This is a genomic window from Aerococcus sp. BD502, from assembly GCF_057919555.1.
In genome coordinates this window covers 508385-533987 of record NZ_CP147972.1, presented here as the reverse complement: position 1 = coordinate 533987, position 25603 = coordinate 508385, and the positions used below count along the sequence as shown (strand labels likewise).

At 48.5% G+C, this 25603-nt stretch carries 18 protein-coding genes; 12 read left to right on the top strand and 6 right to left on the bottom strand.

The window, feature by feature from the left end:
• Positions 1-50: 50 nt before the first annotated feature.
• The 5 genes from WF803_RS02565 to WF803_RS02545 all read right to left on the bottom strand — a co-directional run bounded on the left by WF803_RS02565 (position 51) and on the right by WF803_RS02545 (position 5600).
• A complete protein-coding gene (locus WF803_RS02565; RefSeq protein WP_489611559.1) occupies positions 51-908 on the bottom strand; it encodes a prolyl oligopeptidase family serine peptidase in 858 nt (285 codons plus the stop codon).
• Positions 909-1269: 361 nt separating this feature from the next.
• A complete protein-coding gene (locus WF803_RS02560) occupies positions 1270-2700 on the bottom strand; it encodes an ISLre2 family transposase (RefSeq protein WP_489610430.1) in 1431 nt (476 codons plus the stop codon).
• Positions 2701-2829: 129 nt separating this feature from the next.
• Complete coding sequence (locus WF803_RS02555) at positions 2830-4035, bottom strand: NAD(P)H-dependent oxidoreductase (RefSeq protein WP_489611558.1); 1206 nt, start codon at positions 4033-4035, stop codon at positions 2830-2832.
• Positions 4036-4048: 13 nt separating this feature from the next.
• Positions 4049-4660, bottom strand: coding sequence for an NADPH-dependent FMN reductase (locus WF803_RS02550; RefSeq protein WP_489611557.1), 612 nt, complete (start codon positions 4658-4660; stop codon positions 4049-4051).
• Between the two features lie 13 nt (positions 4661-4673).
• A complete protein-coding gene (locus WF803_RS02545) occupies positions 4674-5600 on the bottom strand; it encodes an FAD:protein FMN transferase (protein WP_489611556.1) in 927 nt (308 codons plus the stop codon).
• A gap of 189 nt (positions 5601-5789) precedes the next feature.
• Between WF803_RS02545 and WF803_RS02540 the strand changes: the two genes are divergently transcribed.
• The 5 genes from WF803_RS02540 to WF803_RS02520 all read left to right on the top strand — a co-directional run bounded on the left by WF803_RS02540 (position 5790) and on the right by WF803_RS02520 (position 12100).
• Positions 5790-6575 (top strand): inositol monophosphatase family protein, encoded by a 786-nt coding sequence (locus WF803_RS02540; RefSeq protein ID WP_489611555.1) that lies wholly within the window; start codon positions 5790-5792, stop codon positions 6573-6575.
• A 17-nt stretch (positions 6576-6592) separates the two neighbouring features.
• Positions 6593-7807 (top strand): glycosyltransferase family 4 protein, encoded by a 1215-nt coding sequence (locus WF803_RS02535; protein ID WP_489611554.1) that lies wholly within the window; start codon positions 6593-6595, stop codon positions 7805-7807.
• Positions 7808-8002: 195 nt separating this feature from the next.
• Positions 8003-10642, top strand: a complete 2640-nt coding sequence (ppdK, locus tag WF803_RS02530) for a pyruvate, phosphate dikinase (protein ID WP_489611553.1) — start codon at positions 8003-8005, stop codon at positions 10640-10642.
• A gap of 16 nt (positions 10643-10658) precedes the next feature.
• A complete protein-coding gene (locus WF803_RS02525; RefSeq protein WP_489611552.1) occupies positions 10659-11288 on the top strand; it encodes a CBS domain-containing protein in 630 nt (209 codons plus the stop codon).
• 2 nt (positions 11289-11290) lie between these two features.
• Positions 11291-12100, top strand: a complete 810-nt coding sequence (locus WF803_RS02520; protein WP_489611551.1) for a pyruvate, water dikinase regulatory protein — start codon at positions 11291-11293, stop codon at positions 12098-12100.
• A gap of 114 nt (positions 12101-12214) precedes the next feature.
• Here the strand turns inward: WF803_RS02520 and WF803_RS02515 are convergent, their stop codons facing one another.
• Complete coding sequence (locus WF803_RS02515; protein WP_489611550.1) at positions 12215-16330, bottom strand: S8 family serine peptidase; 4116 nt, start codon at positions 16328-16330, stop codon at positions 12215-12217.
• 765 nt (positions 16331-17095) lie between these two features.
• Here WF803_RS02515 and WF803_RS02510 point away from each other — a divergent pair.
• The 7 genes from WF803_RS02510 to WF803_RS02480 all read left to right on the top strand — a co-directional run bounded on the left by WF803_RS02510 (position 17096) and on the right by WF803_RS02480 (position 25597).
• Complete coding sequence (locus WF803_RS02510) at positions 17096-18262, top strand: galactokinase (RefSeq protein WP_489611549.1); 1167 nt, start codon at positions 17096-17098, stop codon at positions 18260-18262.
• 12 nt (positions 18263-18274) lie between these two features.
• A complete protein-coding gene (locus WF803_RS02505) occupies positions 18275-19804 on the top strand; it encodes a UDP-glucose--hexose-1-phosphate uridylyltransferase (RefSeq protein ID WP_489611548.1) in 1530 nt (509 codons plus the stop codon).
• A gap of 22 nt (positions 19805-19826) precedes the next feature.
• Complete coding sequence (locus WF803_RS02500; protein ID WP_489611547.1) at positions 19827-20819, top strand: tagatose 1,6-diphosphate aldolase; 993 nt, start codon at positions 19827-19829, stop codon at positions 20817-20819.
• 187 nt (positions 20820-21006) lie between these two features.
• A complete protein-coding gene (locus WF803_RS02495; protein ID WP_489611546.1) occupies positions 21007-22176 on the top strand; it encodes an AgaS family sugar isomerase in 1170 nt (389 codons plus the stop codon).
• Positions 22177-22178: 2 nt separating this feature from the next.
• Positions 22179-23345 (top strand): N-acetylglucosamine-6-phosphate deacetylase, encoded by a 1167-nt coding sequence (gene nagA, locus WF803_RS02490; RefSeq protein ID WP_489611545.1) that lies wholly within the window; start codon positions 22179-22181, stop codon positions 23343-23345.
• Complete coding sequence (locus tag WF803_RS02485) at positions 23338-25116, top strand: glycoside hydrolase family 35 protein (protein WP_489611544.1); 1779 nt, start codon at positions 23338-23340, stop codon at positions 25114-25116. Before nagA ends, WF803_RS02485 begins: the two co-directional genes overlap by 8 nt.
• A 1-nt stretch (position 25117) precedes the next feature.
• Entirely contained in the window at positions 25118-25597 is a 480-nt protein-coding gene (locus tag WF803_RS02480; RefSeq protein WP_489611543.1) for a PTS sugar transporter subunit IIB, read from the top strand.
• The last annotated feature ends 6 nt before the right edge of the window (positions 25598-25603 follow it).

Genomic DNA, 25603 nt, shown 5'->3' with positions numbered 1-25603 from the left:
TAAGCAAGCAAAAAGCTCAAAAGGAAATTTTCCTCTTGAGCTTTTTTGTTCTAATCGATGGTGTAATTAGCCTTGGCTAAGCGCTCAGCACTGAAACGCTCTTCCATGATTTCCCTCGTTTTGGGCCAAATATCACTCTTTTTCTCTGTATAGCAATTGCTCAAAAAAGCCGCCAAACGAATGTGAGCCATGTAAGGAACTTTGTGGCCAGCCCGTTCCTTGGTGACAAGGTGGAGGTAGGGATTGAGGTGCTCTTCTTTAATTTCGTCGCAAAATTCCTTCGTCAATTGCCAAGGAACCACCGGATCTTCCTTGCCATGCCAGAAATGAATGGGGCGTTCCTGCAGGGTTTCTTTGTGTTGGCTCAGATCATAGGGCTTGAGGTATTGGTAAATCCAGCTCATCTGCTCATGCATGGCTTGGTTCAGTTCCCCGTGCTCTTCTTCAAAAGCATGGAAGAGTTGCTTAGTATATTGCTGTAATTTGGGCGTCCCCATTAACACTCCGAAGGCCTTAATCCAAGGAAATTGAGTGACCAGCATGCAGGTGGTAATACCACCCATGGAGAGGCCACAAGCCGCTACAAAATCATCCTTAATCAGGTTTTTATTTTGATAGTAGGAGAGGATTTTAGGGAATTCTTCTATATTTTTGATAATAACTTTGAAAAAATCATCGGGGACGGGCTCTTGGTCGCGATCTAAACGCCGGCCGTGGAAGTAGCAGTCGGGGGCAATGACCCGAAAGCCATAAGCCATAAGTTCATGGGCTAGATAGGCGACTTGCTGCTTATTATTGGTCCAGCCATGGTAGAAAATAGCCAAGGGGGCTGGTTGCTGATTTAAGTGCTGGGGGACGTATTCTAAGAGGGGGATATTTTTGATAATGAGTTCCTTTACCAAGTACAAAAGCCTCACTCCTTGTTCTTGCGTTGACTTAAGTGTAATTGAAGCTGGCTTTTGGTGCAAGCGGAAACGATATCTGGTTAGTGTCAAGCAATGCTCGGTCAAGCGTCAAGAACTCTATCTCGTATCTAATTATTCAAAAGTCACTTCGTTTTTGTGCTAAAGGACGCTGCGTTGAAAAGCAGTGGCACCGGCTTACGCTTCATAGAAGCTTACGCCTGACCGTCCTATTCTGGCTCTATGTCGTTGGATAGGCCTCGCTACGCTCACCCTATCAGCACTCCGAGAGCCAGATATACGGACGGCCTGCTAACACTGCTAACGCAGGTCTTTAGCACGCACTCCGTGTCTTTTGGCGAAGTAGCTAACAAAATGTATGGTATAATTTCCCGACCATACTGCTTGACACTTCACTTGGAATCGTGCCCTGATGGGCACCACAAGAACTTTGTTGCGGCCTGTGACATAGTATTGCCCTAACAAGCCCTGGATATTCGGGTATAAATGGGCTTGTATTAGCTTCAATATCTGATCGAACAGCTTCTTCAAAACAATGATTAGATTGAGCGGTGATCATAGCAGCCATCGCTGCTGCGCCTTGACGGGTCCAATTTCGTCCTTGCTTTTTCATGCGATAAGTATAAAGCCGATGGCCTGCTTCACAAACGCCACCGGAAAAATGGTTCGGTAAGCCTCGCTGCTCTGCTGGTTTAATGAGTAACCAATTCCGTTGAAGATAAGCTCTTAGAGCTTCAATTTCAGCCAAAAATTCCTGTTGATGTTGCCAGCGACTTTCACATGTCTCCAAAGCAACTTGAATCCCTTCAAAATCATAAGCTTTCACTTTTTTAATGACGAATTGACGTATTTTATGATCAAAAAATAGGCGCGTTCTGATTTTTTGAATGACATGAAATTTATCGCAGAAATGTTCATGCCGAAGGCATACCCCAATCATCTCGTTAAAATCTTCCTCCGTATAACCACTGCCACCATCCGAATTAGAAATCACAATCGTTTGATGTAAATCATAGTAGGAGTTAAGAAATCGGCTAACTTTTTCTCGAAGGGCTGCACTAGATTGAACAGAAGAAAAATAATGAGCTTGAATAAGTTGATGCCGCGAAGTGGATCGATCGACGCCTTCATAGAGAGTCACACGGTGTAGTTGAAGATGTTTTGTCCTTTTCCCTTTTTTCTTCTTCTTAGTGATTAAAACCCCATCCCCTTCAATGTACAGAAAAGGAACGGATCGTTTTTGAGAGTAAGCCAGTTCCTTCTCTTCTGCTTTTTTATTCTCAAAGCTTAAAATTTTTTGCCCAATTTCTTGAACAATATGATGTGCGGTCTGATGCGAAATACTAAAAGGCATTAAAGCATTGAAGGCTTCTGCAGTCGCACGAAAAGTTTGCTTCGTACAAAGCTGGGCAATTTTTTCTTTGACCTGAGAAGAAAGATGACTTCTTGCTTCTAGGCCTAAACACAAATCTAGGGGAAGAAAGCTAGAGTGACCTTCTTTTTTCATCCGACAGCGTCTAAAAGTGACGGCACCAAACATAAAACATAGTGTGCGTGGTTCATAGCGAGCAATTTTCCAGCCTTCGGCTTGGTATCTTTGAATTAATTGCTGATCAAGTTGAGTGAAAACCGCTGCAAGACATTCACAGCAAAAATTGCTTAATATCGGATAAACAAGATCTTCAAAGTCACCTAAAGATGAGCAATTTTCCGTCTTTTTTAGAATATCTGTGATAATATCATTCATGAGGACATCTTCTTTCTTTTTTTTGATCAACTTAAAGATAGATGTCCTTTTTTTATTTTTCAAGTCTTACCGAGCATAATTTTACACTAAGCGATATCTGCTGTAAAAATAAAAGCCAAGCTCAAAATGAGCTTGGTATGGTGGAAGGTAACTTGCTAACTAGCTTTCGGAGGCGCCGGTAGTGGCATCCGCACTCTCAGAAGCACCGCTAGTTGAGTCGGTGGCGGAAGCCCCAGTGGTGGCATCAGCATCCGGATCAGGCATCAGCATTTGACCGGTTGCCTCTGTGTACCAGTCCACGATAGGCTTGAAGTCGAGAATAAACTCGTTAATGCCGGCGTAGTTGCCATTCAGGTCATGCATGGCGGCATAATTGTGGACGACGTATTTATCTGGCCCGTGGAAAGGAATAGGAATGCGGACCACATCTTCCTTGCCGGCTCGTAATTGCTGTACCACCCATTGGACACCAGGAATGGCTTTTTCAGGATGGCAGGCAGCTAGCGGATTCCCCACTTGTTCGGGGTAGCGGGAGGCTAGCATTTCATCGCCTGGTTTAACTTTATTGTAGTAGAGGAATTGGTTGTTGTCGTCGGCATAGGTGATTTCCATGGGCATGGAACGGAGTAGGTTGTTAATTTGGTCAACGGTTAAAACCCCGCGATCCAAACGGACATAAGTGTCCCCAGAAACAGCGTTGACAGCTTCACTAGCTTGCTCGACCCAGTCATCAGCTTCCATATCCACGTTATTGATGGTGATTTTAATTTGGCCAGTCGCATGGAGGTCTTCTTCAGGCAGGCTTTCCTTCGGTTGGGCAATGTCACTCACTACATTGACATAGCGTAGGAAATTCTGGATGACGGTTTCTAGGAAATTTACCGTTTGACTATTTTTTAAATGGCCTTCCTTGTCAAAGGCACTCTTGGCGTGGCCGAGAAGGAATTCATTGCCGGGGAAAACGAGGGCACTCACCCCAGGAGCTTCTAAAATTTGCCGCAAGTGGAGCTGGGCCCTAGACGAGCCTTGTTCGAAATAAGACGCACCAATTACCATTACCGGCTTGGCTTGCAGGGGATGGGCTTTATAGGACAGCCATTCTAAAACACTTTTCAAAGCGGGGGTAATCGTGTGGTTGTGTTCAGGAGTGCTAATAATAACCCCATCTGCTCCTTCAATTTTTTTAATAAGTTTTTGGAGTGGGGGAGTGTTCGTTTGATCGTCATCTTGATTAAAGAGAGGAATGTCTTTGATTTCAAGCAATTCAAAGGCAAAGTCTTTCTCAAAATGCTTGCCAATAAACTGCAGCAGGCGGCGGTTGTATGAGATTTCGGCGTTTGAGCCGAGTAGTCCAACAATTTTCATAAGTACTTCCTTTCTATTCCTCAGGTTCCCAGGAGAATTTCTCGGCGAGACGAACGTTCGATAAGTGAGCTGTGTTGACTTGTTTCATAATATCAATGAAAGCTAAAAAGTCCGTAACAATCGCCTCAAGTTGGGAGATGAGTTCGGGATCAATGAGCTTCCCTTCGCTGTCAAAGGCCTGGAGGGAATTCCCCAAGAGAAAATCAGCGCCTGGAATGGTACGTGCCTTCAGCTCAGGGGCGTTAAGCATTTGCCGCAAGTGACTTTGAGCTCTTGAAGAACCGAGTGTGCCATAGGAGGCCCCGGTAATCATGACGGGCTTATCAATGAAGGGGTAAATCCCATAAGATAGCCAGGCGAGGGCGTTCGACAGCACGGCCGGGATGGAGTGGTCATATTCCGGCGTGCTAATGATCACCCCGTCACTCGCTTCAATTTGATCGGCCAGTTGGAGCACACTAGCCGGTAATTGTTGATCGGCCGGCTTATCAAATAGGGGCAAGTCTTTAATTTCGCACAAGTCAATATGGGCTTGATCGGCGAAATGTTTTTTCATGTATTGCAGTAATTGGCGGTTGGTGGATTTTTCACTATTCGTCCCCACCAGGGCAAGTAAATTTTTCATGTTAACATCCTTTCTATTGGCTGATGATCCAAGGATCACGTAGGCCTTGGGAGGCCAAAACGATATTATCCTTTGTGACCGCTAGGCCTTCTAAACCCGGTTCAGCTTCAATTTTATCAATAGCTGTTTGACTATCATAGCCAAAGAGGCGGCTGGTCCAAATTTCTCCTATGACAGAAGCTTCGGAGACGACTGTCAAACTAGCTAAGTCGGTTTTGTCAAGAGGGTAGCCGGTTTTCGGATTGAGAATATGATGGTAAATTTTCCCCTCATGGCGCAAGGTCCGCTCGTAAATACCGGAAGTAACCACAGAACAAGGGGGCAAGGTGAGGGTGAGCAGGTGTTCATGACGCTGCAATTTCGGGTTCTGCAGACCAATGTGCCAGCGCTCGTCAAGCCGATGCTTGGCTGGGCCAACAGTGACAATATTTCCCCCCAAATTAATTAAAGCCTCAGGGATGGCGCTCTCTTCAATACGCTCCTTTAAGCGGTCAGCAATATAACCTTTTGCCACCGCCCCCAAATCTAAAGCCATCCCGGCTTTGGCCAGGCGGACCTGGTTAGGCGCCTTTAATTCAATGTTTTTCGGATCCGTTAAAGCTAAGGCGTCTTTAATTTCTTTGGCTTCCGGCTTCCTCGCATCCGCAAAGCCGATGTGCCAGAGCTTGGTCAGGGGACCAATGGCAATATTTAAGAAGCTATCCGGTGCTAGGCTATGCTTTTTCCCCAATTCAATTAACTGATACAAATCGGGATGAACCTGCTGAAAAGCTTGGCCACTGGCTTCGTTCAGGTGTACCAACTCGGCATCGGCATCCTGGGCACTAAAACGTTGGCGGTAGGTGTGGAGGCTTTTTTTAAGATCGAGTAAAAGCTCATGGGCAATGGCTTGCAGGCTACTGTCATGCCAGAGTGTTATCGTAATAATGGTCCCCATCATTTTCTCATGTAATTGACTCGTTTTAATGGTTAAACCTCCTCTCTTACTTACTAAAAGTTTGCCTAATAGCTATTTTATTATAACAAGCCTAGTGGGTGATTACCAAAATAATCTATTATTATACTGTGTTAGCTTCCTTTTGGGCTTTTTCTGGGCACTCCGCTATAATAAGAAGGTAAGGGGTGAAACATGGGAGTGAAAGCTAAAAAATTACAAGCAGCACGTTCTTGGCTCTTCGAGGCGGGGGCTTTATGCCGGCAATTGGCGCAGAAAACCTACACCATCGCTACTAAAAGTAACCGTAAGGACTTAGTGACCACAGTAGACCGGGAAGTGGAGGCCTTTTTACGGCAGCAAATTACCGCTGCCTATCCCAATGATACGATTGTTGGGGAAGAAGCGGGCGGCTTGGCGGACTTCTCCTTAGCAGAAAAGGCTTGGTTTTTGGATCCGATTGATGGGACCAAGAATTTTGTGCTGCAAGGGGAAGATTTTGCGATGATGCTGGCTTATGTGGAGGCCGGCCAGGTTCAATTTGCTCTGATCTATGATGTCTTGCAGGAAAAATTATATGAGGCTAGTCAAGGGGCGGGAGTCACTTGCCAGGGCGAGGCCTTAGCGCCGGTCAGTAATGTGCCCTTAGCAGAAAGCCTGGTCTCCATTACCCCGGCGCTGCTCTTTCAGGAAAAAGCAACCCTAAAGCCTTTGCTGGAGGAGGCGATGGGCTACCGGCATTATGGGGCCTGCGCACTGGCCATCCTCAAATGTGTGCGAGGGCAACTCGGGGGCTACTTGGGTTCCCTGCTGGCGCCTTGGGATTTTGCGCCCGCCTTAATCTTTGCCCAGGAAGCGAGACTTAGCTGCCGGCAGGTGGACGGGCGGCCAGTGGATTTAACCACCTCGCAGCGCATTATTTTGGGCACGCCGGCGGTTTTAGAACGCTGGCTTGCGGTGACGGAAGCACTCGTGCTTTAAAGGAGAAAGGAGCTGACATGCGAGTTTTACATATTCAAGCCCAATTACCCAGCCATACTGGCAGTGGCATTTATTTTTCCAATGTGGTGAAAGGCTTAAAGGGGAAGGTCGAGCAGGCGGTCGTTTATGGGGCTTGGCCAGGCTATACCTGGGATATACTGCCCCAAGCAAAGCAGTATCCTTGCCTTTTCCCCAATGAAGAGGCCGCTTTCCCCATGCCGGGGATGAGTGATGTGATGCCTTATGAAACAAGCATTTATGGGGACATGACGCCGGCGATGCTCCAAGCTTGGAAAAATTCCTTTGCCAGTGTGATCAAGGAAGCGGTGGCTCAATTTCAACCTGATGTTATCCTCTGCCACCATCTGTGGCTGTTGACGGCCCAGGTGGCGGCCACCTATCCTTGGCACACTGTTTGGGCCATTAGCCACGGGACGGATATTCGGCAGGCCCAGCAGCACCCTGACTTAGTGAATGAGTATTTGGATGGCCTCAAGCAGTTGGACCGGGTCTTCTTGCTCAGTGCTGAGCAAATCAGGGACGTGGAAGCTATTTTTAAGCTACCAACTGGGCGATTAAGTGTTTTGGGCAGTGGCTTTGATGCGGAAATTTTTTATTTGCCCAAGGAAAAGCCCGCCACCCCTCTCCGAGTTATTTATGCGGGTAAAATTGCTGAGGCAAAGGGGGTTTATGCTAGTATCGCGGCTTTTAAGCAGTTAGAAGATTTGGCTGTAGAGTACCATCTCTATGGGAATGGCGATGTGGCCTCTTTAAAGCGCTTAAGGGAAGCGATTGGCAAGGATACGCGCATCTACTACCAAGGGGCGGTCCCCCAAACAAAGCTGGCTGAAGCCATGCGGGCCAGTCATATTTTCCTACTGCCGTCCTACTATGAGGGCTTGCCCTTGGTGATTGCGGAGGCCATGGCTTGTGGTTGCTATGCGATTGTGGGGCCTTTCCCAGCGCTAAAAGCCTCCTTGGCCGAGCCTTTAATGGACGCTGGCCTCGTAGAGTACGTGACCTTGCCACCGCTTAAAAATGCAGATGAACCTTTGCCAGAAGCGGTGCCTGCCTATGAACGGCGTCTCATGAAGGCTCTTGAAACGCAGGTCAAACGCGTCCAAGCCAAGCCCAAGCTCGCCTGGGAAATGGAGCCGCTCATTACGTCGCATTCTTGGGCAGCCTTAATTGATACGTTAGAAATAGAACTCAAAAAAGTATCGTGCCCCTAAATTTATCCTTCTAAGAATTAGCTCATAAAGGAAAATTTGTCGCCTAGGAAAGCTTATGCGCCTAGGCTTTTCTTTTATTTTTAGTCACAGTAAAATGATAAAACACTAAGGATTACAGGAAAAGCTTGCGCTTCAATGAGTTGCGTTATATAATCAGGTTAATCGTTATCAATGCGACTCAAAGGAGGAAATAACGTGCAACAATACGTTTATCGTTTCGACGAAGGTAACCGTGATATGAAGGCGATCCTAGGCGGGAAAGGGGCCAACTTAGCGGAAATGACGCGACTAGGCTTCCCGGTTCCCAAAGGTTTCACCATCTCAACCAAGGCTTGCTTAGCTTATTTGGAAACTGAAAAGGACGACTTAAGTGAAGAATTAGTTGCCGACATTGATGCTCACGTTGAACAGCTGGAAGAGCAAACCGGCAAAAAATTTGGCGATGAGAAGGACCTTCTGCTCGTTTCGGTGCGGAGTGGGGCGAAATTCTCCATGCCTGGGATGATGGACACTATCCTCAACTTAGGCTTAAATGACGAGAACGTCCAAACCCTCGCAAAAATTACCCAAGACGAACGTTTCGCTTACGACTGCTACCGTCGTCTGCTGCAAATGTTTGGTGACGTGGTTTATCAAATCGATAGCCGCAAATTTGAAGACAAGATTGCTGAGAAAAAGCAAGAAGTCAATGTGAAGTTAGACTATGAACTCTCAGCCGACGACCTCAAGGAGCTCATTGAAGACTACAAGAAAATTTACCAAGAAGAATTAGGCTTCCCCTTCCCGCAAGAAGTGAAGAAGCAAATTACGGAAGCCGTTCGGGCCGTTTTCAAATCTTGGAATAACAACCGCGCTCGTGTTTACCGCCGCTTGAACCATATTCCTGATGACCTCGGGACCGCGGTGAACATTCAAGAAATGGTCTTTGGTAACCGTGGTGAAAATTCCGGGACAGGGGTCTTATTCACCCGTAACCCCGCCACCGGTGAAAATGAATTCTTCGGTGAATACTTACGGAATGCCCAAGGTGAAGACGTGGTGGCCGGGATTCGGACCCCAGAAGTCATCGCCCACTTAGAAGACGAATTCCCTGATATTTACAAGGAACTCTATGAATTGACGGAAAAATTAGAGCAATACTACCATGATATGCAAGATATTGAGTTTACTTTAGAAGAAGGCAAACTCTATATCCTCCAAACCCGTAACGGGAAACGAACAGCTAAAGCTGCGGTTAAAATTGCGGTAGACATGGTGAAGGAAGGCATTATTTCTGAAAAAGAAGCCGTCATGCTGGTTGATCCAGAAAGCATTAACCAATTGTTGCACCCCACCTTTGACGAAAAAGCCCTTAAAGAAGCTGAACTCATTTCGGATGTGGGCCTTGCTGCTAGTCCAGGGGCGGCGACCGGGCAAATTGTCTTCGACGCTGAAGATGCGATGGCTTGGAGCCAAGAAGGCAAGGACGTTATCCTGGTGCGCCACGAAACTTCCCCCGAAGATATTGAAGGGATGAGCACAGCCCAAGCCATTGTGACTTCCCATGGGGGCATGACCTCCCACGCGGCCGTTGTGGCTCGTGGCATGGGTAAATGCTGCGTGGCTGGCTGTGGTGACTTGCAAATTAATGAAGACAAGAAAATTATCCATAGCCCAGTCGGTGAATTGAAGGAAGGCGACGTCATTTCCTGTGACGGTTCTACCGGTAATATTTACCTCGGGGACATTGCCAAAAACCAAAGCCTCACGGACGAAGATTACCAGCAAATGATGGCCTGGGCGACCAAATATGCTCGCCTCCAGGTGCGGATGAACGCTGAAACAGCCAAGGATATTGAAGCCGGCTATGAATTTGAAGCCAATGGTATCGGCCTCGTTCGGACAGAGCACATGTTCTTCCAACCCGAACGTTTGAAGGAAATTCGCCACTTCATCTTGTCGGCGAGCGACCAAGAAAGACAACAAGCCTTAGATAATATTCTGGGCTATCAAACTGACGACTTCTATACGATCTTCAAGCTTAGCGGTGAGCACTCGACAACCATTCGCTTGCTCGATCCACCTTTGCATGAATTCCTGCCGCACTTGCCGGAAGAGATCAAGGCCGTGGCCGACCAGCAAAATGTATCGGAAGCCGCCTTGAAAGACCGGATCAGAAGCCTCACCGAAGTGAACCCCATGCTTGGCCACCGCGGCTGCCGCTTGGCGATGACTTACCCAGAACTTTACGAAATGCAAGTCGAAGCCATTATCCGTGGCGCCATGAAGGCGAAGAAGGAAGAAGGCTTCGATGTCAAGCCAGAAATTATGATTCCTTTGGTCAGTGTGGAAGAAGAGTTGGCACGCTTGCGTGAACGCTTAGAAGCCAAGATCAAAGACCTCATGGCACAAGAAGACATGGCCATTGACTACACCATTGGGACGATGATTGAAATCCCACGGGCTTGCTTCATTGCCGATGACCTAGCTCACTATGCTGACTTCTACAGCTTCGGAACTAATGACTTGACCCAATTGAACTACGGCTACTCCCGTGACGACGCTGGGAAATTCATTAACCAATACTTAGGGGACGGCACACTACCAACGGACCCCTTCCAAGTCTTGGATGAAGCGGGTGTCGGTGAATTGATGAAGATTGCTGTGGAACGCGCCCACCGCGTTAAACCTGACATTAAATTAGGGGTGTGCGGTGAATTGGGTGGGAACCCACAATCGATTCGTTTCTTCGACCAATTAGGCTTAGACTACGTGTCCTGCTCACCCTTCCGGATTCCTGTCGCTCGCTTAGCAGCGGCCCAGAGCGCTTTGACTTTGGCCAAAGACCAGCAGTAAACCTAGATGATAGGGGATGAGTATGAAATTAAGTGCCCGGCAAGAGGAGATTTTAGATCTCGTGGAAGCTAATGCGCCGATGACAGGCCGGGAATTGGCTGACGCCCTAGGTCTGTCCAAATCAACCCTAAGGACAGACCTGGCGGTGCTCACCATGCTAGGCTTACTGGCTGCCAGGCCGCGGGTGGGGTATTTTCGCACCCAATTGAGCGGTGGCACGCTGGTTGCCCAGCAATTAGCGAAGTATTCCATTCATGCCATAATGAGTCCACCCATTACGGTTGGCTTGGAAACCTCAGTTCATGATGCCATTAATGATATGTTTGTCTATGATACGAGCTCATTATATGTGCTGGATGATCAACAAAAAAACCTGGAAGGTGTCGTGTCGCGTAAGGATTTGCTGCGTGGCTTAGCCGCGGGCATGTCGACGGAAACGGCCATCGCGGTATTGATGACGCGTGTTCCCAATGTCCAGACCATTCCTGAGGACGGGACCGCCTTTGAGGCAGTTCGCTTAATTACTCATTACCGAGTCGACTCCTTGCCCGTGGTGAAGGCCAATACCCAGCAGCACGTGGTCGGGAAAGTCTCTAAGACTAATTTAGTGGATTTAATGATGATCATCGCTGAGCAGGAGGAATGAGCATGGTAAAAAAAGCTATCTATATTGTTTCGGACTCCATTGGTGAAACGGCAAATATGGTAACATCAGCAGCTTTGGCCCAATTTCCCTCGTGGACAGATTATGAGGTTAAACGTTTCCCCCTCGTCAAAACCAAGGACCATCTCCAAGCTGTGATTAAGGAAGCCAAAACTAAAGAAGCTTTAGTTTGTGCAACGTTTGTGGATCCGAAGATGGAAGTCTTAGCAGCCCAATATACAGAGGAAACTGATCTGACTTACGTCAATTACATGGATCGTATTTTAGCAGCCTTAAGTGAATATACGGGTAAAAAACCGGTTGGCAAGAGCGGGGCCGTGCACCAGATGGACCGCGAGTACTTCGATCGGATCACGGCGATGGAATTTGCGGTCAAGTATGATGACGGGAAGAATTTCCAAAAAGCTATGCAGGAAGCGGAGCTAATTATATTGGGGATTTCCCGGACCTCCAAGACGCCGTTGAGCATGTTCTTAGCCAATAAGGGCCACAAGGTTGCCAACCTACCGCTGGTACCGGAGGTGGAAGTGCCTGAAGAATTGTTTGAAATGAAGCATGCTTGCATTATTGGTTTAACCGCTTCGCCACGCTACATTATGAATGTGCGCCACCAGCGTTTGAAATACCTCGGCCTCTCGGGCATGGCCAATTACAGTAATATGGAACGCATTCATGAAGAATTGCTCTATGCCGATCGCTTGTACAAGCAACTCGAGGCCCAAGTGATTAATGTTGAAAACAAGTCCATTGAGGAAAGTGCCGCAGAAATTGAGTATTTACTGGCTGAACATTAGAATAAGCCAGGCAAGAAAAGGCGAGCTCCCAGTTGGGGGCTCGCCTTTTTAGGTGGAATTTTTGAGTCGATTAGTTTTGACTAGTGCCAAGCACAGTCTTCCGGAGTTATTGGTTTAAATGCTTTCTGTTGTTTCAGGGTCAACGATAGGGGTCCCCTCTGGCTTTTCTCCATGTGTAATGACAAACTCTTGTTTCGTTTCATTGCCCGCATCATCGTAGGCGGTGAAGACAATTTTGTTTTCACCAGGATGCAAAGGCATAGCGAAGTCGACGGAACCTTCGACCACTAGAGGCTTCAAAGAGTCCCAGGTGAGGTCTTTTCTCAAGACTAATTCCTTATTCGCTTGAATTTCGAGGTAGTTCATGTCTTCTTTGTAAGCAATTCTGAAGTAAGCCTTATTGGGATCTTCTCCAGAAATCTGCTTAACGGTCATTTCTGGAGCGACGCGGTCAATGCGAATCGGCCGTAAGATTTGCCGTTTCACCAGATGTCCCGCTTCTGATTTCCCATAAGCATAAAGGATTAAATCATATTTGCCCGAGGCTTTGATCTGGGCAATGTTTAAAGCCTTTTCGAAGCTAAATTTATCTTTCTCAATGTGGAAGGGTAAAGCTTCCAGGTAATCCATGGGACGTCCTTCGCCATCGAGGAGCACCGCTTCGACACGGTGGAGTTCCTGCAATTGGCTGATCGTTCCTTTAAGCTTAATTTGCTCTTCTTTTTGGTCAAAAATCCAGTAGTATTTAGGTTCGGCCAGCGTCACGACAGGCAATTCTGCCCCCAGCACGTTGGCACCATCCGAATAAGCGAGTGAATCGACAAGGATATTTTCACCTGGAAGACCTGGCGCCTCCTCTTCTGTTGCGTCACTGTGCTTTTGCTCTTCTTCTTCAGAGTTTTCCCCATCTTGGGTAGGATCTTCGCTCTCTTCAGGAACTGCCAAGTCAAGAACGAGCTCTTCCGGAACGGTCAGTTCAAGACGCCCGGTATTGCCGGCATAGTCGTAAACAAAGACTTCAATTGTCCCTTTACGGCGCATTTCCTCGCCCAAGTGGAAGACATAGCTATTAACTTCAGAACCTTCATAGTCGTTTTCCCAGATTTGCCATTGCCAGTTATCCATTTCTTTGTGATGGATTTCAAAACCACGAATGCCGGAGACGAGATCTTGGCCTTGGACGATTAATTGATCGCCTTCAAAATGCGCATCAACGAGTGGAGCGGTATTGTCTAGGACAATGTCATACTCGAAACGCTGTTTTTTAGCATTCGGGCTATCAATTTGGCCTTCAATCACATAGCGGTAGTGGCCTTCGGGAACTACATTGCCGTAAGCATCCGTGAAGTCCCAAGCCGCATTGCCCATTAATTGTAGGAAGTTAAACTTGTTGCTGTAAAGGAGGCCCACTTTGTAGAAGCGTGGCTCAGCAAAGAGACGGCGAAGCACATTGCCCTTGTCATCTTCAATCTTGAAGACGACATTTCGGCCATTCCTGAGGAAGGAAACCACAGGGGTGACTTCTGTCTTGAACTTATCGCCCTTGTCGTGGCTGTTCACTAAGATCGTGGGTTTCCCATCTTTCAAATGGACGTTCCAGTACTTCCAGCCTCCGTTTTCACGGCGGTAAACAAAGCCCGTCTTGTCCACGCCAGTCGGATTACCTTGCTCGTCGAAGTAGCGAATCGGACGGAAGTTGACCTTGCCATCCTCGCCCACAAAATCAACCATATCGTCGATTAATTTAGGTTCGTCCCAATGGCCTTTAAAGCCGAGGTAAGGAACGCTTAAATTGATGGGCTTTTCGCTTTGATCAAGCAAGAGGAAGTAGCCTTCAGCGTATTGGTTGTTCGCAATGCCCCAGGTACTGATGTGGCGAGTAAAGTCAACCGTTTCCTTGGCCGGGACGGTGATGGTCGCCAGGTGCGTCTTTTGCGCTTCCTTGGTCTTTTCCGTATAACGGCCTTCGCCATCGACGAGAGAGGCCAGGGAAACATGGATGATTTTATAGGTCTTCGCCTCATCACCATAGTTTTTCAAGTGCAAGTTGACGGTAAATTCATCGCCAACTTCCTTGATTTCTAATTTCCCATCGGCTTTCGTATCGTTCGTGCCAGTTGCGGTAACGGTTACCATATTATTTACCGCGTTCACTATGTTCACCAGGCCGGCACCTTGTTCTCTTGGTGTGTAATACCATTCATAGCCATCCAAGGAATTAACGCTTGGGATAGCGGTATTCATCAAGAAGAGTTGGGCTAAATCGGGCTGAGTTTGATCTTTCTTTTCGATAGAGCCTTGCAGAATCCCATCATGATATAGGCGTTGGATGACGAGGGCAGCCAGACCCGCAATATGGGGGGTGGCCATCGAAGTCCCATTCATGGTCATGTACTTGTCGTCACCAATGGTACTGTAGATTAAGCCGCCGGGTGCGGCGATTTCTGGCTTCAAGCTCAGGTCTGATGTTGGTCCCCAGCTGGAGAACTCACTCACATTGCCGGCTGTTTTGACATCAAAAGACTTCAAACCTTTCGGCATAGCGACTTTGAAATCGGGGTAAGCGTTGTTGAGTTCCAACATTTTTTCCCCCGCCACCTTACGGATGAAAGCCACCGGATGGCCTTCTTGGTAAGTGATACCGGTCATTTCCATGGTGAAGTCATTGGGGACGTTGTCATAGATGAGCACGCCGGCAGCCCCATGTTGAATGGCTAAGTCATATTTTTCAGCAAAGCTGGATTGCCCACGTTGGATGAGGGCAATTTTACCGGTCAGGTTCAAAGCTTCTTGCTCGTAGTCGCTCGGTAAGCCCAAACCAACGTCCACAATAGGGCTTGGGGCGAGCGTTCCTTCCGATATCGAATCGGAGCGGTTAAAAATCAATTTGCCCTGGCCTTGGTTGTAAGTGGCCTCGACATAAGGACGATCTTGTTTTGCGTTGTCTACCGAGGCGACCCCAAAGGAACTAGGAGCGGTAGCGGGTGAGCCCGCAAGCCCATTATCAGGGTTACTGGCCAAGTTATGGTCGCCGCTGCCCCAAGTGGCGTTATGGTCATTGCCAACCGCCACTACGGGGAGGATCCCAGCGGCGCGCGCACGTTGAAAGGCACGTTCAGAAGGGGTTTGCCCATTCATAACAAAGCCGGCAGAGCCTCCTAAAGACATGTTGATGACGTCTGCTCCCAGCTTGATGGAATCGTCAAGGGCTTTAAGCCAGACGTCTTCAAAAACGGTGGAACGGAGATGGTCACTGGAGAAGACTTTCATGGCTAAAATTTGCACATGAGGAGCCACTCCCTGAATGCCGCCCGCTTCCGGCTTGCCGTTCGCAGCAATGGTCCCAGTCACGTGGTTCCCGTGTTGCTCCATAGTATCTTTAATGCCGGTGGTTAAGTCGGCATAGTTGTAACCATAAGGAATTTTATTGGAGAACCATTTACCGGGTAAGCCTTCCCGGCGAATGACGGCATCCATCGTTTTCTTGTCGTAGCGTTTTTCAATGTCATCGCCGAGGACGAAATCCTTGTGATCCGGGTCAAAGCCGGTATCTAAAACACTGACGACTACATTTTCCCCTTTGAAAGGGAAGTCTTTGCGGATGTTATCCACCCAGCCGATTAATTCACCCGAGTGATTCATCGCTGGTTTAACGTCAGGTCGCTCGCTGATATTTTGCTCTGTCACCTGACGAACGCCCTCTAATTGACTTAAGCGTCGGGCCACAGCTGGGGTAACTTCAGTTGAGAAGCCGGTAAAGCCAGCGGAGAAGAATTTCCCTGCTTCCAGCTCGAGGCCCTCGGCTTTGAGGGTTGCTTGGATCTTTTCGTAATGATTTTTCACTGCCGTTTCAGAAGTTTGCACCGCTTTTTGGAAGGCAGGTTTATCTTTGCGGTCAGCAAGATCCAAAGCTGACTCAGTATCGGTTTCCACGATGACATGAATTTTTTGCTTCGCGTCAACGTGCGTGTGGTTTTCTTTAAGTTGGACTTTCTTCTGCGGCTCTTTTATTTCTGTAAAAGAAGGTTTTGGCGTCGGTTGGACGACTGATTCCTCCTTGGGGTCTAAGCGCCTAAGTTCTTGGTAGAAGCGTGCCTCACTCACCGCCCCATCAGTGGTCGATGTGTCCAGGGTATTGGCTTCTACCGAGGAAGGAAAGCCTAGACTACCGAGCAAAAAGGCCAGAAATAAAGTCAGCAACGAAAAATATTTCCGAGATTTCGGTTTCATCTCACTCCTCCTAATCATGTAGAATGGAAGATGTCACCTGAATCGACTCCTTAAACTCCTTTCCTCCAGGTAAACCTAGCAGCTGAAACCGCTTCAGGAATACCCTTAAAACTAATTATACCCAAAATAAGAAAAAATGAAAGGGGAATCACCCAAAATTTACCTAAATCTGCGTAAATCACACTGAGAAGAGGAGTTTTGAGTTGCATTGGTCTTTTAGAAACAAATTTTTATAGTAAATGGGTTTCTATTGGAAGTTTTTCAGCTTCCTACCAAGTCAGGGGTTGCGTTACTCAGCTTTGATGATATGTCCCGGAAACGGGCGTTTTTTTAGTCTAGCTCACGCCTGAGGGAGGGTAGTCCAGTTCACATCGCATGGGGGTCTGCGTTATGACAAATAGAAGAACCTACCTTTCAGGTAGAACCTTCTATTTGACCATCAACTCAACCACCCATTTTTGCGATGTTCACTTTCTTATGCTTGCGTTACGTCAAAGTGAAGAACCTGCCCTAAGGCAGAACCTTCTCTTTGTCCGTCAACTCACCGCTCCCTCTTTGCGGCGCTCCCTTCCTTTAGTTCAGCTCAGCTCGGCAGGCAAGGCTTTACTTCGAACAATGACTTGAGACCATGTTTCGCCGTCTCTTCGCCTTGGGCTTCCAGTGTACGCCATTTTTTGCTAGCTGAGTTCGTAGCCTGTATGGCCAAGTTTTACTTTTTAGTCTATAATAAAAGAAATGTATTGTAACGGCTAGAAAGGCGGAAATATGGATATTTTGGAGCTTGCACCTGTATTTGAAGATGTGTTTGGCGAGGAAGCGGAGGCGGGTTTTTTTGCTCCAGGTCGGGTGAATTTGATTGGTGAGCATTTGGATTATAACGGCGGTCATGTTTTTCCCTGTGCTTTGACTTTGGGGACTTATGGTTTGTTGCGCCGGCGTGCTGATCAAACGGTCCGCTGCTATTCTAAAAATTTCCCTGAAGCTGGTGTGAAGACTTTCTCCTTAGCTGATGATCGCTACCAGGAAGCTCTGGGCTGGGCCAATGTGGTTTTGGGCCTTTTAGTCTCTCTGCCTGAGGTTAAGGGGGAGTTAACCGGCTTTGATTTATTGATTTGGGGCAATTTACCGCATCAGGCGGGCTTGTCCTCATCGGCTGCTCTAGAATTGCTGGTGGGTACGGCTCTGAACGAAACTTTCAATTTAGGCTTGGATCGCCTGGCCTTGGTGAAGCTTGGTCAACGGGTCGAAAATCATTTTCTGGGTGTCAATTCCGGTATCATGGACCAATTTGCGGTGGCTTTTGGCGAGGAAAATCGAGCCCTCTACTTGGACACGTCCAGCTTGGCTTATGAACTTGTTCCGACTCATTTTGCTCCTTACCGCTTGCTGATTATGGATTCGCATAAGCAACGGGAATTGGCGCAATCAGCTTATAATGACCGCCGGGAAGAGTGTGAAGGGGCCTTGAAGGCTTTGCAGGAAGTGGTGGATATTGACCACTTATGTGAGCTGACCCCGAGTGAATTTCGGGAGCATCAAGCGGTGATTCCTACTGGTGTGATGCGGCAACGGGCCCGGCATGTGGTCATGGAAGAAGCACGGACCCAAGAAGCAAAGAAAGCTTTAGTTGCTGGAGACTTAGCCCGTTTTGGGGAATTGCTGAATGAATCCCATATCAGCTTGCGCGATGACTATGACATCACGGGACCAGAGCTGGATTGCCTGGTCGATGAAGCCCAGCGGCATTTTGGTGTTCTCGGGGCCAGAATGACGGGTGCCGGCATGGGAGGCTGTGCCCTGGCCTTAATTCATGAGGATGATATTCCTGAAGTGACTGCCGATGTGCGGGCGGCCTTTGTGGCGCAATTTGACCGGGAGCCAAGTTTCTATATTGCTGAAGTGGGGGCTGGAGCCCGTGCTCTCCCCCTTTAGAAAGGATGAGATATGCCAGAATCGATAGCGATTGAAACAGTCATCGAAGCCTTCCTGCAAAAGGCTAGGGAGCTCAATTTGCTCCATGAGCGTGATCATCTCTACACAAGGAATCGGCTTTTGGCCTTGCTGGGGCGTGATAATTTTACCGCGTCACAGGTGGAAAATTGGGATGCCAGCTGGCTAGAGCTGTTGGATTTACTGGTTCATGATGCCAAGGCCCGGGCGGTGATTCCCGAAGGTGTGGCGGCTGCTGACGAGTTTGTCGCCCAAGTGATGGATTTGTTTATGCCTTTACCCAGCCGACTGGAGGAAAATTTTTGGACTCGGGTTCAAGAGGATCCTAAAAAGGCAACTGATTATTTTTACGGTTTGGCCCGCGTCAGTGATTATATTAAAACACGGCGTATTGAAAAAAATATTGGCTTTGAAGCAGCGAGCCCCTATGGGAATTTAGAATTGACGATCAATTTGAGCAAGCCAGAAAAAACGCAAGAGGAAATTTCCAAAGCCAAAGCCCAAGAGAGCCAATCGTATCCGACTTGTGCCTTGTGTTTTGAAAATGAAGGCTATGTGGGACGCCCCGGCTATCCGGCCCGCAGCAATCACCGGCTGGTCCATTTGACCCTAGCCGATGGGACGTATGGCTTTCAGTATTCGCCCTATGTTTACTATCCGGAACATTGTATTGTCATTAAGGAAGAGCACACGCCGATGCGGATTAATGGGGTGACTTTTCAAAATCTATTGGCGTTTGTGGAGCAATTTCCCCATTACTTTTTAGGGTCTAATGCTGACTTACCTGGGGTGGGAGGTTCAATTCTTTCCCATGAGCATTACCAAGGGGGTCACCATCAATTTCCAATGGATCAGGCACCGGTAAAAATCCCTGTGCAATTTCCCAAGTATCCTGCTGTTAAGGCAGGTCTCTTGCACTGGCCGATGGCGGTGCTTCGCCTAGAAAGTCAAAATAAGGAAGCTATCCTCCACTTAGCCCAAGACATACTCGCCGCTTGGCAAACTTATGATGATGCTGAGCGAAATATTTTAGCCGAAACCAAAGGCGAACGGCATAATACAGTTACACCGATTGCGCGTTTTGTGGAAGGCACCTATATTTTGAATATTGTGCTGCGGAACAATCGGACCACGCCAGAATATCCAGGGGGTATTTTCCACCCGCATCCCCGCTTGCACCATATTAAGCAGGAAAATATTGGCTTAATTGAAGTGATGGGCCTGGCCATTCTGCCGCCTCGCTTAGAAGCCGAGCTAGGAACCGTCGCTGCTTATTTAGGCGGTCAAGCTCCGTTAGAGGCCTGTCAAGCCTATCACCGTACTTGGGCCCAGGCGCTAAAAAAGAAATACCAGCCCCAAGAAAGCCAGGTCCAACAAGTTTTAGAAGCGGCTCTAGGCGAGCGCTTTGTGGAAATTTTAACGGATGCAGGCGTATTTAAGCCTGATGCTTATGGGGAAGCTGGCTTTTGTGCCTTTGTGGAAAGTATGGGTGGCCACTGCCTCCCATCGCGTTTTGTCAATTAATTTTTAGGATAAGGAGAGCAGTATGAAAACAGTCAGTGCCAAAAAATACGACCACTTACTCAAACTATCCAACGATCGCCAAGTGATTTCAGCCCTAGCGATCGACCAGCGAACGTCTTTGGAACGCATGCTGGATGATGCCGGCTTAGAGGGGGACTTAGCTCCAGAAATTAAGAAGTTTAAGGCTTGCGTTTCCGAAATTTTAACTTCAGGGGCGAGCGCTATTTTACTCGATCCCCAATATGGCTTAGCTGCCAGCCAAGTGCGGGCAGATAATGCCGGCTTGCTTTTGGCCTATGAGGTGAGCGGCTACGATAAAAATGAAGCCGGCCGCCTCCCTCGCTTCCTTCCTGGGGTGAGTGTGCATCGTCTGGCTGAGGCCGGGGCTGACGCAGTGAAATTCCTCCTCTACTATGATTGCCAGGAGGGTGCGGCCATTAATGATCAAAAACACGCGATCATTGAACGCTTAGGGGCGGAGTGTGAAGCACTGGGCTTGCCGCTCTTTTTAGAGATTGTTACTTATGACGCGGAAATTGCTGATAAGAAGAGCCTCGCTTTTGCGAAGAAGAAGCCCGAAAAAGTACTCATGGCCATGAAAGAATTTTCTAAGCCTCAATATGGCGTTGATGTGCTTAAAATTGAAGTGCCAGTGGACATGGCTTATGTGACAGGCTATGCTCAAGGTGAAGTCGCCTACAGTGAACAGGAAGCTAGAGACTACTTCAAAGCCCAAGACCAGGCAACTGACTTGCCTTATATATACTTGAGTGCGGGCGTGAGTGCTGAGCTCTTCCAAGATACTTTGCGCTTTGCCCATGAAGCAGGAGCCCGTTTCAATGGCGTTCTTTGTGGCCGGGCGACCTGGCGGGGAGCGGTGGAAGCGTATGCTGACCAAGGAGAAGCTGGGGCAAAAAAATGGCTCGAAGCAGAGGGCTTAGCGAATTTAGCGGCCTTAAATGAGGTTCTCCAGGGGACAGCTATTCCTTGGTCTGAGAAAATCAAAAAAGCATAAGAAGACTTAGCCTGAGGAGACTCGGGCTAGGTCTTTTTGCGTTAAAATCTTTGGTAAATACCTTGACAACTGAAAACGATGTCAATATACTTAAGGCAGAGCAATTATTGTTTATATTTTTGACTCCTATAGTGTGTAGGGGTCCCTTTATCGTGTTTCGATTTCATATTAGAAAGGCTGATGCCGTATGTTTCAATGGGAAGTGCCCCAATTGGAAAAAGCCGGTGCTCTAACCACCGCGACCGAAATTAAACAGCAACCTGAATTATGGCAGGAAACTTTAGAACTTTACCAAAAAAAAGCCCAAGCCTTTGAAGACTTCATGGCCCGCTTAAAAGAAAAGCATGATCGTTTACGTATTATTATGACGGGGGCGGGAACCTCGGCTTATGTGGGGGAAACGGCTTTGCCAGCCTTGAAGGCTGCCCATCCGGATGGCTTCCATGATTTTGAAGCGATTGCGACGACGACCTTGGTGGCCCAGCCGGAAGCTTATTTCAGCCCCGACGTGCCGACACTTTTGATCTCCTATGCCCGCAGTGGGAATAGTCCGGAGAGTGTGGCGGCCGTGCGCGCTGGCCAAAAGCACTGCAAGCATTTCTACCAAATCACAATCACCTGTGCCGCTGAGGGGAAATTAGCCCAGCAAGCTCACGGGGATCAGGATAATTTACTGTTTTTAATGCCCGAGCGCTCTAATGACCAAGGCTTTGCGATGACGGGGAGCTACACCTGCATGCTGCTGACGACTTTACTACTTTTCTTGCCTGCAGCCGCAGACGAAAAAGCCGCTATCGTGAAGCGAATTGCCGAGTTGGGCGAGGAAGTGCTCAGCCGGGTGGCTGAATTAGAGGCCTTCTTAGGGGAAGCTTTTAGCCGCATTGTTTACTTGGGCTCGGGTTCCTTTGCTGGCCTAGCTCAAGAAGTCCAGCTCAAGATTCTCGAGTTAACGGCCGGTGAAATTGCCACCGTCTATGAAAGTTCGCTTGGCTTCCGCCATGGGCCTAAGTCCTTCGTGAACCCTAAGACCGTAGTTTTCACTTTCAAGAGTAATGATGCCTATACGCGTCAATATGACCTCGATATTTTACAGGAATTAGCTGCTGATGACGTGGCCCTTAAAGTTGTGGGGGTTGGTGCCAAAAAGCCTGAGGACTTCGCGGGCACGAATTTCAACTTTACGGGCGAGGCGGGGCAATTACCAGATGCTTACTTGGCCTTGCCATTGGCGATGTTTGGCCAAACGATTAGTTTACTCGCCTCTATTCAATTGGGGCACGAACCTGATAATCCTAGCCCAAGCGGGACGGTGAACCGTGTTGTCAAGGGCGTAACCATTCATGAAGAAGGCGAATAGAAATGACCACCTATCTCTATGCCAAGCATACCTACCTCGGCCATACGGTGACAGGACCCGGTTACTTGGCCATTGACGAAGGAAAATTTGGCTACTGGCAAACTGACAAGCCGCAAAGCGGAGAGATTATTGACTATGGGGAAGCCAGCTTAGCACCTGGGCTTGTGGACACGCACGTCCACGGCTTTGGGGGCTATGATTTTATGGATGGCACCACCGAAGCCGTCCAGCATATTTCCCAAGGCCTCTTAAAAGCTGGGGTGACAAGCTTTTTAGCGACGACGTTGACCGCTTCCCCTGAGCAATTGCTAGCTGCTTGTCAGGCGATTGCGGCCACAGCCGATGATTTAACGGGGGCCCGTCTGGAAGGGATTTTCCTCGAAGGCCCTTACTTCACGGAAGCGCATAAGGGGGCCCAAAATCCGGCTTATCTGCTTGATCCTGATTTAGAGCAATTTAAGGCCTGGCAGGAAGCGTCAGGCGGTCGGGTGAGAAAAATTGCCCTAGCGCCAGAGCGGGCCGGGGCTTTGGACTTTATCCAAGCCATGCACGAGCAAGGCGTCGTTGTTGGCTTGGCCCATACCGATGCCAGCTATGAGACCTGCTGTTCGGCAGTTAACGCTGGGGCGGACTTATTCATTCATATTTACAATGGCATGCGGGGCTTGCACCACCGCGAACCGGGAGTTGTGGGCGCGGCTTTGACCCTACCGGACGTTTATGCGGAATTGATTTGTGACGGCCACCATGTCCACCCTGCGGCTGCTCGTCTGGCTATTCAAAGCCGGGGGAGTGAGGGCACGGTTCTTATTACCGATTGCATGCGCGGTGGCGGCTTGCCGGAAGGGCCATCCCGTTTGGGCGAACTGGACGTCATGATTAAGGATGGGGCGGCTCGCCTCGTGGACGGGGGCAGTCTCGCCGGCTCCGTCTTGAATTTAAATCAGGCGATTAAGCATGTGATTGACTGGCAAATTGCCACGCCTGAAGAAGCCATTCGCATGGCCAGTACCACGCCGGCTGAGAGTGTCCATTTGGGGGCTTGCTGTGGGCAGATTGCCCCAGGCCGCCGGGCGGATGTCGTTGTTTTAGACAGCAATTTTGATGTTTTAGCGACCTATGTGGAAGGCGAATGCCGCTATCATAGAGAAGGGGAGGCCGATGGTTAAGTTCGAAATTAAAGAAGACTTTTTACTCGACGACAAACCTTTTAAAATTCTTTCCGGTGCGATTCATTACTTCCGCGTACCGCGAGGCAGTTGGGGGCATTCCCTCTATAATTTAAAGGCTTTAGGTTTCAATACAGTGGAAACTTACGTGGCTTGGAATGTGCATGAAAAAAAGCCGGGAGAGTTTGACTTTACCGGGCAAAATGACTTGAGCGCCTTTCTTACTGAAGCCAAGAAGCAAGGACTCTATGCGATTGTCCGTCCTTCGCCTTATATTTGTGCGGAGTGGGAATTTGGTGGCCTTCCGGCTTGGCTACTAGAAACCAAAGCGAAGCCCAGACGGATGGATGAGTGCTTCCTTAATTATGTGAAGCGCTACTACGAGCATTTATTCCAAGAATTACGCCCGCACTTCTCGACGCAGGGGGGCAATATCCTCATGCTGCAAATTGAAAATGAGTACGGCTCTTATAGCGAAGATAAAGCTTACTTGAAGGCCATTAAAAACCTGATGGATGACGAGGGCGTGGATATTCCTTACTGTACTTCGGATGGGCCTTGGCCCGCTTGCCTGGAGGCAGGCAGCTTGGTGGAGGAAGGGATTCTTCCGACCGGTAACTTTGGCTCGCGGGGACCGGAAAATTTTGCCGCTCTCAAGGCCTTTCAAGAAAAACATGGCGAGCCGCACTGGCCCCTCATGTGCATGGAATTTTGGGACGGCTGGTTTAACCGCTGGGGTGAGCCGATTGTGACCCGAGAAACGGACGAATTGGTGGGAGCCTTGCGGGAAACCGTACGCTTGGGCAGTGTGAACTTATACATGTTCCATGGCGGTACTAATTTTGGTTTTATGAATGGCTGCTCTGCCCGCCTGGCGCACGATTTACCCCAAATCACATCCTATGATTACGGTGCCCCTCTCGATGAGCAGGGCAACCCGACCGAAAAATACTACGCTATTCAGCGCATGCTCAAGGAAGAGTTTCCCGATCTTCCGCAAGGTGAACCGAAAATCAAGGAAAATCTGACACCGCAAAAACTAACCTGTGAAGCTCGGACAAATTTGTTCGAGCAATTAGATGTTCTTGGCGATACGGTTGCTACCACTTATCCAAAAACGATGGAAGCTTTAGGCCAAGGTTATGGCTATCATGTCTACCAAACCATGGTCCCCAAGCGCGCCGACGAGGAGCGGCTACGCCTGATTGATGGCCGCGACCGCGCCCAGGTATACTGGAATGGAGAGTGGGTTGCTACTCAATATCAGGAAGCCATTGGAGAAGATATTACTGTGCCCGCCGAGGAAGAGCATAATGACCTCTGGCTGCTGATGGAAAATATGGGCCGGGTTAATTATGGCCATAAATTACTGGCGGAAACCCAGCATAAGGGTTTGCGCCAAGGGGTCATGCAGGACTTGCATTTCGTTCTTGACTGGCGGCAAACACCTGTGGATTTCAGCCGTATTGACCAACTGGATTACAGCAAAGCTTACAAACCCAAGCAACCCAGTTTTTCCCGCTTTATTTTAGAGGTGCTGGAACCCAAAGATTGCTTTATAGATTTGAGTCATTTTGGTAAGGGGCTGGCCATCGTGAATGGCCAAATTTTGGGCCGCTTCTGGGATATTGGCCCGACGCTCTCTTTGTATTGCCCCGGAGAGTTTCTAAACACTGGTCGTAATATTATCACGGTTTTTGAAACGGAAGGACGCTTAAGTAATGAGTTAGCTATCGTTTCAGAGCCAGTTTTTAAGGAGATGGAGGAGTAATATGAATATTGTTGGGGTAAGGATCGATGGCCGTCTGGTGCATGGCCAGGTCGCCAACTTATGGGCTAATCGCCTCAATGTGGATCGGATTATGATCCCCGATGCGAAGGTGGCCCAGAACGATATGGAGAAGACAGGCCAACGCCTCTCCACGCCAGCGGGGATTAAGTTAAGTATTATCCCCGAAGAGCAGGCAGCCGAGCAACTGCTGGCTGAGCGGTACGGCAATCAGCGTTTATTCATCGTGGTGAAGAAGCCGGCGCCTTTATTGAAATTGTTAGAGCTTGGGGTTCCTATTGAAGAAATCAACGTAGGAAATATGAGTCAGACGGATGAAACTAGAAGCCTGGCCCAATCCATTAATGTGACACCCGAGGACGAAGAAATCTTCCAAAAAATTCTAGAGCAGGGTGTGAAGCTCGTGCATCAAATGGTGCCTAATGACTCTAAGGAAGATTTCCAAGCCATGCTGAAGAAGTAAGGAGTG